This window comes from Streptococcus pseudopneumoniae (assembly GCF_001072315.1).
GTDB lineage: Bacteria > Bacillota > Bacilli > Lactobacillales > Streptococcaceae > Streptococcus > Streptococcus pseudopneumoniae_R.
Genome location: NZ_JVLI01000060.1, coordinates 18,151 through 29,553, shown reverse-complemented (window position 1 = coordinate 29,553; position 11,403 = coordinate 18,151). Strand labels below are relative to the sequence as shown.

General features: G+C 39.3%; 14 protein-coding genes and 1 tRNA gene. 2 read left to right on the top strand and 13 right to left on the bottom strand.

All coding sequences use genetic code 11. The annotated features are described in order from the left end of the window. Nucleotides 1-7: 7 nt before the first annotated feature. The 5 genes from ADH54_RS02495 to ADH54_RS02475 all read right to left on the bottom strand — a co-directional run bounded on the left by ADH54_RS02495 (nucleotide 8) and on the right by ADH54_RS02475 (nucleotide 3,827). On the bottom strand, nucleotides 8-751 hold the full coding sequence (locus ADH54_RS02495) for a 16S rRNA (uracil(1498)-N(3))-methyltransferase (protein WP_049523925.1): 744 nt from the start codon (nucleotides 749-751) through the stop codon (nucleotides 8-10). A 1-nt stretch (nucleotide 752) separates the two neighbouring features. Continuing rightward, nucleotides 753-1,703, bottom strand: a complete 951-nt coding sequence (prmA, locus tag ADH54_RS02490; protein ID WP_049523924.1) for a 50S ribosomal protein L11 methyltransferase — start codon at nucleotides 1,701-1,703, stop codon at nucleotides 753-755. Between the two features lie 137 nt (nucleotides 1,704-1,840). Further along, a complete protein-coding gene (locus ADH54_RS02485; RefSeq protein ID WP_049523923.1) occupies nucleotides 1,841-2,269 on the bottom strand; it encodes an NUDIX hydrolase in 429 nt (142 codons plus the stop codon). A gap of 1 nt (nucleotide 2,270) precedes the next feature. Further along, nucleotides 2,271-3,338 carry a M50 family metallopeptidase gene (locus tag ADH54_RS02480; protein ID WP_049523922.1) on the bottom strand — a complete coding sequence of 356 codons (1,068 nt, stop codon included), beginning with the start codon at nucleotides 3,336-3,338 and terminating at the stop codon, nucleotides 2,271-2,273. Nucleotides 3,339-3,356: 18 nt separating this feature from the next. Further along, nucleotides 3,357-3,827, bottom strand: a complete 471-nt coding sequence (locus ADH54_RS02475; RefSeq protein WP_049523921.1) for a DUF3013 family protein — start codon at nucleotides 3,825-3,827, stop codon at nucleotides 3,357-3,359. Between the two features lie 115 nt (nucleotides 3,828-3,942). Here ADH54_RS02475 and ADH54_RS02470 point away from each other — a divergent pair, with 115 nt between their 5' ends. Further along, nucleotides 3,943-5,214: a replication-associated recombination protein A gene (locus ADH54_RS02470; protein ID WP_049523920.1), complete on the top strand. Its 1,272-nt coding sequence runs from the start codon at nucleotides 3,943-3,945 to the stop codon at nucleotides 5,212-5,214. Nucleotides 5,215-5,478: 264 nt separating this feature from the next. Then, nucleotides 5,479-5,551, top strand: a tRNA-Lys gene (locus ADH54_RS02465). Between the two features lie 82 nt (nucleotides 5,552-5,633). Here ADH54_RS02465 and ADH54_RS02460 read toward each other — a convergent pair. The 8 genes from ADH54_RS02460 to ADH54_RS02420 form a co-directional block, all read right to left on the bottom strand. Continuing rightward, nucleotides 5,634-6,761 carry a tyrosine-type recombinase/integrase gene (locus ADH54_RS02460; protein WP_049523919.1) on the bottom strand — a complete coding sequence of 376 codons (1,128 nt, stop codon included), beginning with the start codon at nucleotides 6,759-6,761 and terminating at the stop codon, nucleotides 5,634-5,636. Between the two features lies 1 nt (nucleotide 6,762). Next, nucleotides 6,763-6,945 carry a DUF3173 domain-containing protein gene (locus ADH54_RS02455; protein ID WP_000785802.1) on the bottom strand — a complete coding sequence of 61 codons (183 nt, stop codon included), beginning with the start codon at nucleotides 6,943-6,945 and terminating at the stop codon, nucleotides 6,763-6,765. A 3-nt stretch (nucleotides 6,946-6,948) separates the two neighbouring features. Beyond that, the gene (locus tag ADH54_RS02450) at nucleotides 6,949-7,968 is read right to left on the bottom strand and encodes a replication initiation factor domain-containing protein (RefSeq protein ID WP_049523918.1); all 1,020 of its coding nucleotides are present in this window, start codon (nucleotides 7,966-7,968) and stop codon (nucleotides 6,949-6,951) included. A 4-nt stretch (nucleotides 7,969-7,972) separates the two neighbouring features. Continuing rightward, nucleotides 7,973-8,392 (bottom strand): hypothetical protein, encoded by a 420-nt coding sequence (locus tag ADH54_RS02445; RefSeq protein ID WP_049523917.1) that lies wholly within the window; start codon nucleotides 8,390-8,392, stop codon nucleotides 7,973-7,975. A gap of 265 nt (nucleotides 8,393-8,657) precedes the next feature. Beyond that, nucleotides 8,658-8,942, bottom strand: a complete 285-nt coding sequence (locus ADH54_RS02440) for a hypothetical protein (RefSeq protein WP_023943838.1) — start codon at nucleotides 8,940-8,942, stop codon at nucleotides 8,658-8,660. A gap of 18 nt (nucleotides 8,943-8,960) precedes the next feature. Then, the gene (locus ADH54_RS12130) at nucleotides 8,961-9,098 is read right to left on the bottom strand and encodes a hypothetical protein (protein ID WP_001002894.1); all 138 of its coding nucleotides are present in this window, start codon (nucleotides 9,096-9,098) and stop codon (nucleotides 8,961-8,963) included. Continuing rightward, complete coding sequence (locus tag ADH54_RS02435) at nucleotides 9,085-10,428, bottom strand: FtsK/SpoIIIE domain-containing protein (protein WP_049523916.1); 1,344 nt, start codon at nucleotides 10,426-10,428, stop codon at nucleotides 9,085-9,087. The genes ADH54_RS12130 and ADH54_RS02435 overlap by 14 nt, the downstream gene beginning before the upstream one ends. A gap of 541 nt (nucleotides 10,429-10,969) precedes the next feature. After that, nucleotides 10,970-11,269: a hypothetical protein gene (locus ADH54_RS02420; RefSeq protein ID WP_049523913.1), complete on the bottom strand. Its 300-nt coding sequence runs from the start codon at nucleotides 11,267-11,269 to the stop codon at nucleotides 10,970-10,972. Nucleotides 11,270-11,403 lie beyond the last annotated feature (134 nt).

Below are 11,403 nucleotides of genomic sequence, written 5' to 3'. Positions count from 1 at the left end.
CTTCCTCTTATTTCTCTAATTCTAATAAAACACTAAGGGCTGATAAGGCGTAAAGTGGTGCTGTTTCCGCTCGCAAAATGCGAGGGCCAAGTCCTGCCAAGACTGCTCCCTTAGCTTCAAAACTCTCAATTTCTGCAGGTGACAGACCACCTTCTGGACCAAAGATAAAGAGCAGTTTGGCTCCCTTCTCGAGTCCAGTAACTGCTTGTAAAAGCGCAGCAGCTTCACCTTCTTTGGCCGACTCTTCATAAGCCACTACAATAGAGTCAAACTGGTCCAGTTGAGCTAGAAAATCTGCTTTTTTCTCAAAAAGCTTGATACTTGGAACAACATTACGCTTGCTTTGTTCTGCTGCTCCAAGGGCAATTTTTTCTAGTTTTTCAACCTTTTTACCCAATTTTTTGCCATCCCATTTGGCAACTGACCAGTCTGCGGGAAATGCCCAGATTTGACTGGCGCCTAGTTCGGTTACTTTTTGCGTAATGAACTCCAGCTTGTCCCCCTTGGGAAATCCAGATGCAATGGTCACTTGAACGGGTAGTTCCACATTGTCAGCCAATTCTTGGATCAACTCAAACTGACGGGCTTCCACATCCAGCACACGCGCCAAGCGCTTAATTCCATCATCAAAGACCAAGATCACTTCATCATCTTCTTTCAAGCGCATAACCTGAAACATATGCTTGCTGGTTTCCTTGTCCTCAATGATGACTGGCGAGGTAGCATTACCCTTGACAAAATACTGCTGCATGCTAACCTCCAATCACACCTGAAATATCCTTGGTCTTCTTAAAGACGCAGGCATTCCATTCCCCTTGAATCATGTGGGTTTCAAGGAAAAATCCAGCTGATTCAGCCGACTCGCGCACCATGTCCCACTTGTCCTTAATAATTCCACTCATGATGAGGTAGCCTTCATCCTTGACCAAGCGATAAGCATCCTGTGTCAAATGAATGAGGATATCCGCCAAGATATTAGCCACGATGACATCTGCCTCAATCTCAACATCCTTAAGCAAATCTCCTGCTGCTACATGGATGTTTTCCATACCAGGGTTGAGCTCAATATTTTCCTGAGCAACACGAACTGCAACATCATCTAGGTCGTAGGCGAAAATTTCCTTAGCACCCAAAAGCGAGCTGGCAATAGAGAGAACCCCTGAACCAGTCCCCACATCTAGCACCGTTTCGCCACCACGAAGAACCTGTTCCAAGGCAAAGAGACTCATCTTGGTTGTTGGATGCGTCCCCGTACCAAAGGCCATGCCAGGATCCAGTTTGATAATCTTTTCTCCAGCAGTTGCCTCATAGTCTGTCCAGGACGGTACGATGGTCAAATCATGAGTAATTCGAGCTGGTTCATAGTATTTCTTCCAGTTGTCTGCCCAGTCTTCCTCAGCCAAGGCAGTCGTCCCCATCTTGACCTCACCCAAATCCATAAAATCTGTCAATTCTGCTAGGCGAGCCTGCAAATCTGCCTCAACTGTTGCTACATCAACCGTATCAGGGTAATAGGCGGTCACAACGATTTCTTCTTGCTGCTCGACCTCTGGGAAAATCTCGCCGAAGCGGTCCATATTTCCCACATAGTCCATGCTGTCTTCAATCGCAACGCCTTGCGCTCCCAGCTCAATCAAGAGATTGGAAACTAACTCCTCTCCCTCACGCTTAACTGTAACTTTTAACTCTTGCCATGTTTCCATATTTAATATACAAAGCCCGTAAAATACAAAGCCAAAATAGGAAATTCTCTGAAGACGTTTGTGTCTAAGAGAAGTTTATCTTTTTGGCACCGTGTTTGGGGCGGGTTCAGTTTAGAAATGTAACTGAACCATCCTTTCTAATCACTTACTTTTAAATAATCTTTTAATCTCTCTTGCAACTGAGGTACAACTTGACTGGAACTAAAAAATTCCTCAACATTCATGAGCTGATAGCCCTGTCCTTCATCACCAAAGGTGATATTGTCAAACTGTTCTTGACTTAGCTGACCAACCATAAAGACAGAGTGCCGACCTTCATAGAGCATACTTGGATAAACCTTACTCCAAAGCAGACAATCCTCATTCAGATGAATTCCCAGTTCCTCAAAAACTTCACGCGCCACACACTCAAAAGGACTTTCATCCCCCTCTCGTCCCCCACCTGGAAGTTCCCACATATTGGGCCAGGGAATGCTTGCCTTATCATCGCGTAAGATAGTCAAGAGCTTATCCCCACAAAACAAAGCAATCTTACAGCCTGTGAAATCAGAAATTTCTATTTCCATATTAGACTCCTTCGGCTAATTCCTTTTCCAGCTCGGCTAACCAGTTTTGATAATAGCTTTTCTCATCCCGTAACATCCGGCTGCTATTCATTTTCTGTCTAGCAATCTTCATAACCTTGTGAGTTTGAACTACATCTTTCTTTACCTTAAATTGATACCAAGCTTGAATGACCTGCATATCTGCTGTTTTTAGAGATAAAAAGGATTTGACCCCTCGAATACTTGCATATTCTTCCGCTTTCTTATTATCTCCTTCCATCAGAGCAATTTGAAGAAGGTATAATTGACAAATAGTTTTAGACATTGGATTATCTGTTTTCTCTAACACAGACTGAAACTGTTGCTTTGCAAGCTCTATATTATCATCCAATATGAATACCAATCCCTGAAGAGTCTGAACACTTTCTGCAAAACTCCCTCTCGCCTCCTCATCAACAGGCATGATAAAGTCTTTTAAATCATATTCTTGAGGAGCTAGCAAGGTCTGGGCAGAATGCCTCAACATCAGGTAGGCATATTTCGTATTTTCAGGGTGTTGTAGCAATTCCCAAATTTTTGCGCCATCGGTGATGCCGACTGGCAAAATGTTATTTAGGAAGAAAGACAAATTAAGAAAAATCCAAGTCCCTGCAAAATACCAGCTTCTTGTCAAAAATCCAAACACTATCGCCAATAATATCAAGCTGAGATGAACCATCAAGCCTCCTGAAAGCATCAGGATGATTCTTTGATCGCTTTCATCCTCTTTTAAACCAATGTATTGAGCACCAACATTTTTCAGAATGGCTGTTCTACTAAGATGAAATCTGCCTGAACTTTTGGTCAAAATAAAATGTCCTAATCCAAAAGCCACCAGCCGATAGCCTGTCAAGTAGCCACAAAAAGCATGTCCCAGCTCATGAAGAATAAAGATTAAATATATACTTAGAAGAGCGAAGGCATAACCAAAAGTAAAGACTAAAACTGCGGAATACCCCAACTCTGCAAATGCGATGGTTCCACAAGCAAAAGCTAGCATCATCACAAGAACAGACACTGTCTGAATCAAATACGTCACAATTTTTTTCATAAACTCTCCCAATAATCCCTAGTATCTCGGATAAGGATAAAATTCTCCCTCTTCCAAGCCCACTTTTCCTTCTTCAAAGACTTCTTGGTTCCATTCCATGACGAATTCTTCTGCTTCTGGGTCTTCCAAAAAGTCCATGAGGGCATCCAGCCCAACCTCGGCAGTATCTTTAAGGAACAGCGCAAAATAAGCTAAAAATTCGCGAGAAAAACCTTTTTTAGGCAAGTAAGGGATGACCGTCAAATAGTCTTCTGTATTGACGGTTGACTTGGCAGGATTGTAAAAAAGCACTGCTTCTTCAAAGAGGATATCATCTGATGAAACTTCTCCATCTTCATCCACCATCTCCACACCTGCAGCATTTTGCGCTTCCAATAGAAAACTCACTTCAACCGCGTGGTTACGCTTGTCCCAACTAATCTCAAAGTCAAAGGGAAAGTTCTTCTCCAACTCTTCCTCTAAAACATCTAAAAATCCATATGTTGCCATTTTGTCCTCTTTCTATGCGACTCTTAAATCGCCCCGATTGCTCGAAAATATGCTAAAATAGATACTACCATCTTACCACATATACATCAGAAAATCCACGCTAGAAAGGACTGCTATGCCAGACAATCTCGCGCTTCGCATGCGCCCTAAAACCCTCGATCAGGTCATTGGTCAGGAACATCTGGTCGGACAAGGAAAAATCATCCGCCGCATGGTGGAAGCCAACCGCCTGTCTTCCATGATTCTTTATGGACCTCCTGGAATCGGCAAAACCAGTATTGCCTCAGCCATCGCTGGAACAACAAAGTATGCCTTTCGAACTTTCAATGCGACAGTTGATAGTAAAAAGCGATTGCAAGAAATTGCGGAAGAGGCGAAATTCTCTGGTGGTCTCGTCCTATTACTAGACGAGATTCATAGACTAGATAAAACCAAGCAAGACTTCCTCCTGCCACTCTTGGAAAGTGGACTGGTCATCATGATTGGCGCTACGACTGAAAATCCTTTCTTTTCTGTCACTCCTGCCATTCGTAGCCGTGTTCAGATTTTTGAGTTGGAACCTCTGTCTAACCAAGACGTCAAAGAAGCCCTGCAGATAGCTCTAAGTAACCCTGAGCGTGGTTTTGATTTTCCAGTAGAACTAGATGAAGATGCGCTGGATTTCATAGCAACCTCTACAAACGGAGACCTGCGTTCTGCCTTTAACTCGCTGGATTTGGCAGTTCTCTCTACCCCTGAGAATGATAAGGGCATCCGCCATATCACTCTAGACATCATGGAAAATAGCCTGCAGCGGAGCTACATTACCATGGACAAGGATGGAGACGGTCACTATGACGTTCTATCTGCCCTGCAAAAGTCTATCCGTGGCTCAGATGTGGATGCCAGTCTTCACTATGCTGCCCGCTTGATCGAGGCTGGTGATTTGCCAAGTCTCGCTCGTCGTTTGACTGTTATCGCTTATGAAGATATCGGTTTGGCCAATCCTGAGGCCCAGATTCATACCGTGACTGCTCTGGATGCTGCCCAGAAGATTGGGTTCCCAGAAGCCCGCATTCTCATTGCCAATGTCGTAATTGATTTAGCCCTTTCTCCAAAATCCAACTCAGCCTATGTAGCTATGGATAAGGCACTTGCTGACCTCAAAACATCAGGGCACTTGCCTATTCCGCGACACCTGCGTGATGGGCACTACAGTGGAAGCAAGGAACTGGGGAATGCCCAAGACTATCTCTATCCTCACAACTATCCTGGAAATTGGATTAAACAAGACTATCTACCAGAAAAAATTCGTAATCATCACTATTTCCAAGCAGAAGATACTGGTAAATATGAACGGGCTTTGGCTCAAAGAAAGGAAGCTATCGACCGTTTGCGAAAAATCTGAAATCCTTTTCAAAAAATTGCACTTTCCTCTTGATTTTTTTTGAAAAAGTGGTATCATATAAACATAGAAACGCTGTGGTGTACGACTTCACACTTAAGTGTTGACCGACTATTTTTTGTATTATTAGGGAAACAAAAGTCTTCTAACAGCATGTAGGCCGTCTCACACGGAAACAGCTTCAGTTAGAGCGAGTTGCCCACCTGCTTAATTGCGCGGGTTCAATACAAACCGTGAAGTTTCGGCACCAATACAGCTTTTTTCTTTGCCTCCTTAGCTCAGCTGGCAGAGCAGCGGACTCTTAATCCGTGGGTCACAGGTTCGATCCCTGTAGGGGGCATCTAAATACAACAGGAAAAGTCTTATAATATAGGGCTTTTTTTGCTTTCCTTTTAAAAATTGTCGTGCAATTTGCCGTGTTTTTACAACAAACTTTTCACAGCCATAAATTCCTCACTAATTTTTTCCTCCAATGTATGACCATAAACTTCAACCAGCATAGAGATATCTTTGTGTCCTAAAATTTTCGCAATAACTCCCAAATCAATATTATTATGCCATAAATAACTACCATAAGTGTGTCTAGCTCCTTTGGTAGTAATCAATGGAGAAATTTGCAATTCCTTCAACATTACTTTTATAGCTTTATTGACTGTTGCAATATCTGGAACATCGTAAGCATAGCCAAAATGCTGAAAAATCAAATTATTTTTATTGTCAATATTTAATTCTTTGTTTGTTTTTAGTTGTAATATTTTCAATGTTTTCAATAAAGAAAGCATATCTGAAGTAATGGGAACTAATCTTATTGAAGTATTGTTTTTAGGTGGAGTAAACTTATGAATAGCGGTATTATAACGACGATAAGTTTTTAATTGCTCTCCAACCTCGTCAACCTCATTCCAAGTCAGAGCAATCAATTCAGAGAAACGCATGCCAGTTTTAAAAAGGAAATAAATTACATACGGTACAATAGATTTCTGATAATCAAACTTATTTTTTAAATACACTAATACTTTTTGATAATCCGATTCTGTATGTAAATATTTCTCGTCAATCTTTTGTCCACTCTTAGATGAAAATAAATCTACATAAGCAGTAAAATCTTCTATTACCACTTTATCAGCAATAGCCATCTGTATACTTGCATGAATTCCAGAATTCAATCTACCCAGAAAATTTCTACTAACTGTTTGCCCATACTTATTCATAATTCTTTGGTATTCACTAGGCTTAATTTGTGATACAGGTTTATTTCCAAATAGCCTTTTAATAACATTCTTTCTCATAAGATATTTCTTTTTTGTGACTTCACTTCTATTGCTAGGAAAAATTTTTAAATCAAGCCATTCTTGGTACAGTTCTGGTAAGGTCATATCAAAGCGCAAGACACTTCCTGTGTTTATCTTATGAAGCACCTTCTCAGCTTCTATTTTAGCTTCTCGTTTTGTTTTAAATCCGCTTTTATGGAGTAGGCTCTTGCTCCTCTCACGTATAGAGAACGACCAAAGCCTTTTCTTCCCGCGCTGTTTATACTCGATATAAGCCATTTCACAATTCCATTCCCAACAACTCTTTCACAACACTTTTTGGAACAACCATCAAACGTTTGCGATTATAAAATGTATAGCCTCGTGATACAAGTAATTCCCTCGCTTGATGAATAATAGCATTAGCTGTTGATGGCCTATAACCCATTGAAATCAAATCCTTATTTGATATAGTATCTGCCATATGTCAGTCACTCCTTCCATCGGTTCCCCAAAGTTGGGAACTATTCTGTTCTCTTATATATTGTTCTATATCCTTTTCATCATTATCAGTTAGCCTTGAAAGCCCCTCTTTGAGCAACCTTTGAATATAATCTTCCGCCTTTTGAACATCATAGGCCTGATACTTTGCAATATAGACTTTTGCTAATGTTTTCGCAACTTGTTTCTCTGTCCAAGCCTCAGACTGCCGTAGTGTCGTTTTAGCCCTTGTAATACTAAGAACTGTCTGGTTTTCAGTTCCTAGATAATCTATCCACCACTTGACCTTTTTTCTTCTCCAATGATTGCTATCTGTCGCATTTGGACGAACAAAGCGATAATGACCATTTATAGCTTCAAAATAGATTGACGATAATGGACGTTTTAAAAATAACTGCTCTGCAATTATATTAGCCTTTTCCTGCCAACATCTAAGCTCTGCGCGAATCCAAGACGGAACTTCTACAAGCTCTTGCTTACCAAGTTGCTCCATGCGTTTATTATATATGCACCACTGCTGATTACCTCGTGAACCTATTGCAACTGTTTCTCCTACACGCTCACCAGAATCTAGAACTGATTTCTCATGATATTCAAAGTGTTTTGCTTTCGAGACACATAATCCTTTCTTGCAATAGTCATATATCCGTTGAACATCTAAGCTACCGTCAAATATGTCGTGGGCAATATCTAAACGAGTGAAATTAACATTATACTGGTATAAACGAGTAATTAAGGCAATCCAATTATTTTCGTTACTGTTTAAAAATTCTTCATATTGACGACAACCTTGCCCTTTTAATTCAATAAATACACCCATAGAAAGCCTATCAGCATTAAAATACACCTTAATTTCTGAACAAGAATAATGTTGCTTATACTTATTTATGCCCCAATCATTCAACGTAAAGTTTTCAAGAGGAATCAAAAGGATGTCAGTCAGAACTCTTTCTGGCGGAGCATCCTTCACAGTTACAGCAAAATAATCTATTCTAACTGTATTCATAGGATTATTCTCCTAGAACTTTAATATCCTCACACACAATTTTTACACCTGCCCAATTACTTCTAGCCATGTTCCAAGCTAGTCGAACCTTAGGCCGAATCAATTCAACAGAAACATTCAACAAAGAATCATTTTGAGCAAGCTTTGCAATCTTATCCAGATTTCCGATAATTTCTAGGTTAATCGCTTTTAAGTCATCAGTAGAAATTCCCATGTCAGTTAGAACTTTCACTTTGTCAGCGTCAAGCACAGTAGAAGTAATTTTACTTACTTCATCTGTCTTCACGTTTTCGCCGTTGACTTCTTTGTATTTGTTGTTCACCCTAACTGACAAAATCACTACTTTCTTAGGAATATCAAACTGTGACATTTCAAGGTCAAGCAATCCAATTTTAATGTTTGTATCTGTCATATTGTAAACCATATTTTTTCTCCTTCAATTCCGTATCCTACATGAAAACACCTCTCATCCTTACTCTACCAAGAGTTTGCGACCTCTTGGTACAACTAGCAAGCCGTAACCCCTCACGTACCAAGGGTTTAGAGTACATTTCATGTATGTGTGCACCCCCTATTAGTATTGGGGATGTTTTCTGACCTCCTGCAAAGCAGTCGGTGGGCTCTTTTGGACTAGCGAAAAGATGAGCGCTCCGCTGGATTATGCCCCCTGGGCAATCCTCCCTATTTCGCTAGTCCAAAAGACCGTCATCTGAATTTGGTAAAATACTCAGAGGTTCATTGTTTATCCTCGTTAATACCTCTATTTGCCTTTTTGATAAATCTTCAAGAGACTTACCCTCCATAGCTAATGCCCACCACACAGTTTTTTCAATCGTACAATTAGGGCAGGTTCTGGGGGATAAAATTCTAAAACTACCCATTATTGGAGGATATTCCCATCCTTTATCAAAAGCTAAATCTGAATCAATGATTTCACTTTTTTCACATACCTCGCAAATATGCTTCAACAGCATTTCAAATACCACCTTACATTATTCTAATTCATCTACAATTTGCATATGTACTACTTGTAAAATTTGTAACAAAGCTTTATAAGGATTTTCATCACATTCAGTAGCACCCATTAAACTGCCGTTCGATAACTTCACAACAACACTAATTTCGTTCATTTCGCATCCTCATATACCTATCACAAGCTTCATCAAAATATGCCTCAAAGTCTAGTTCGTCAGACTTGAACGGTGTCTCTACAAACTTAGGCGTAGGAAGCAACCCATCTATTTGGCAATATCCTTCGCCAATACCACAAGTTTTATAATCAATATCTTGACTTGAAAACATCATGCGACAGGAGTCAGAATCAGCCGTAGTTGCTCCTAACAAGAGAGCTACCCCAAAATTCTGTCTCATATACGTCGGAATGAAGTCACTTGAGGCCCTCTGTAAACCGACTATCACCTCTATTGAAGCTTGGCGTGATTTTACCAAGAGACTCCCAAGATTTGACATTGCCTCTTCATAGGCTTTTTTCCCTTCTTTAGACGTCTCGGCCTCGGTTTTAAAGGCAATCCCTTCATCAAGTACCACTACAAGGGGGAAATTTCCCTTGACATCAGCCCAAGACAGAACCTTCCCTTTATAAACATATATATCTGGGTTATCCGCCATAACCTGAAAGCGTCTATTCATTTCTTCAACAGCCTCTCTTAAAGCACCAGCAATCTGGAATGGAGAATTATATACTACCTTATAACTTAATCTATCTTCTAGCTTCTGGCCCACCAACCAACTCAAATCGCCACGTTTAGGGTCAAGCAATTTTATTTCAGCCCCTAAAGTTAAGTATTGAGACACAAGGTTCTCAATCATCACCGTCTTGCCTGATTTGGTTGAACCAGCTAGGAGTACATGTGGAGGAGACCCGAACTCCCAACTAACGCTTTCAGAGATTGTTATCACGTTTTCATTGTGTAGAGTATCCTCCCAAGAAATTCTTTTCTCGGGGTATTTTCTGAATGTATACTTAACAGAACTACAAGTCTTTACTTTTTTTTCCAAGTTTAAATTCAAACAAGCACTCAAATATATATCTAACTCTGACATCTTATTAGAGAAATTATCACCCATAACATAAGCATAAACAACTATATATTCCTCATCTATAGAAAATTCAAGAACCACGGAACGAACTATAACTCCGTCAGAAGAAGATATAAATAGGTTGTTAGATTCGAGCAAGAAGAGTAATCGCTCCCTTATAGCAAGGATGGGCTGTATTCTATTGTATAGTTCACTCAGCTTAGATATAAATTTATTGGCGATTAAAATTTCTAAGACCACAGCCAAAACTAGTAAAAGTCCTGAGATGTTAAAGATTAAAACCATTAAAATAAATATAAAAAATTGAGATAGTATACAAGCCCAATAACAAGTCTTCATTAAGGAGGTTGATAATATGTATGACTCACAAAGGGAGACTCTATGATTTATATAGAACATATTTACCTCATCTTATTTCTTATATCCTTGATAATAAGAGAAAGAGCTATCAATTTAACTCTAATAAAATAGTAAAGGAATATAGCAAAGAAAAGAAATGCTATAATTGAAAACATCACACTGAGGGCTGAACCAAAGCCTATGGGATTATACACAGATAAAAGAGCGAAGACGAACATACAAAAAAAGCAAAATCTATATTTCCTTATCATCCTTGTTCTCCTCCTTATTCTTCTTTATTGGTATCGTAGTCATTTCCACGCATACGAGCAGGAACATTATAATAACATAAGATAACAAGATTGCCGTCCCTTCGTACAATGGAGAGAAGACATTTAACAAGTAGAGCGTTACATACAATAAGAACGCTGAAAAAACGAATGTCGCATAAAAAAGATATTTATAAATATTGTTACTCATAAAAAACCTCCGTCTTGAATCTTAAATATATTAAGAGTAAATTTAAAAAATTTAATTTCGACATAGCTTGTATTTTCCTTTCAATTTCTAATATAAAGGAAGGGATTAACCTTCCCTTATATTAGACATAACTTTTAGGATAACAATTGTATATTCCTCTCGAAATATCCTCAAAAATCGTAGCATTCGTCGAATAGTGTTTCCGTACAGAGGAATAGGCGATTTTCTTTAACACATCCAGTCTCGCTACTTTTAGCTCGAGATTAGGATTGGAAAACATAGCATTTTTAATATCTTCCAAATCTTGAGAACTAGGTGCGAGTAGAGTTACATCGCCCTCCAATCTATTAGCCTTGCTTATATAAAGACTAACTCTTTCAGCTGTCTCTGTTCTCAGAAACTTTAGTACATCTCTATTCATGTTTTTTACCTCTTATTTTTTCTAATTATTGATTTTTTCTAAAACAAATTCAATCCAAAGGTGAAGCTCTAGCCTTCATTTCAAATTCCTCCTTAAAATATGATTTATAAAATCATTAAGTTTTGACTACTCAT

Coding starts and splice junctions, on each gene's coding strand:
- ADH54_RS02495 (WP_049523925.1), bottom strand. CDS start 751: ATGCAGCAGTATTTTGTCAAGGGTAATGCTACCTCGCCAGTCATCATT.
- prmA (WP_049523924.1), bottom strand. CDS start 1,703: ATGGAAACATGGCAAGAGTTAAAAGTTACAGTTAAGCGTGAGGGAGAG.
- ADH54_RS02485 (WP_049523923.1), bottom strand. CDS start 2,269: ATGGAAATAGAAATTTCTGATTTCACAGGCTGTAAGATTGCTTTGTTT.
- ADH54_RS02480 (WP_049523922.1), bottom strand. CDS start 3,338: ATGAAAAAAATTGTGACGTATTTGATTCAGACAGTGTCTGTTCTTGTG.
- ADH54_RS02475 (WP_049523921.1), bottom strand. CDS start 3,827: ATGGCAACATATGGATTTTTAGATGTTTTAGAGGAAGAGTTGGAGAAG.
- ADH54_RS02470 (WP_049523920.1), top strand. CDS start 3,943: ATGCCAGACAATCTCGCGCTTCGCATGCGCCCTAAAACCCTCGATCAG.
- ADH54_RS02460 (WP_049523919.1), bottom strand. CDS start 6,761: ATGGCTTATATCGAGTATAAACAGCGCGGGAAGAAAAGGCTTTGGTCG.
- ADH54_RS02455 (WP_000785802.1), bottom strand. CDS start 6,945: ATGGCAGATACTATATCAAATAAGGATTTGATTTCAATGGGTTATAGG.
- ADH54_RS02450 (WP_049523918.1), bottom strand. CDS start 7,968: ATGAATACAGTTAGAATAGATTATTTTGCTGTAACTGTGAAGGATGCT.
- ADH54_RS02445 (WP_049523917.1), bottom strand. CDS start 8,392: ATGGTTTACAATATGACAGATACAAACATTAAAATTGGATTGCTTGAC.
- ADH54_RS02440 (WP_023943838.1), bottom strand. CDS start 8,942: ATGCTGTTGAAGCATATTTGCGAGGTATGTGAAAAAAGTGAAATCATT.
- ADH54_RS12130 (WP_001002894.1), bottom strand. CDS start 9,098: ATGAACGAAATTAGTGTTGTTGTGAAGTTATCGAACGGCAGTTTAATG.
- ADH54_RS02435 (WP_049523916.1), bottom strand. CDS start 10,428: ATGTTCTATATAAATCATAGAGTCTCCCTTTGTGAGTCATACATATTA.
- ADH54_RS02420 (WP_049523913.1), bottom strand. CDS start 11,269: ATGAATAGAGATGTACTAAAGTTTCTGAGAACAGAGACAGCTGAAAGA.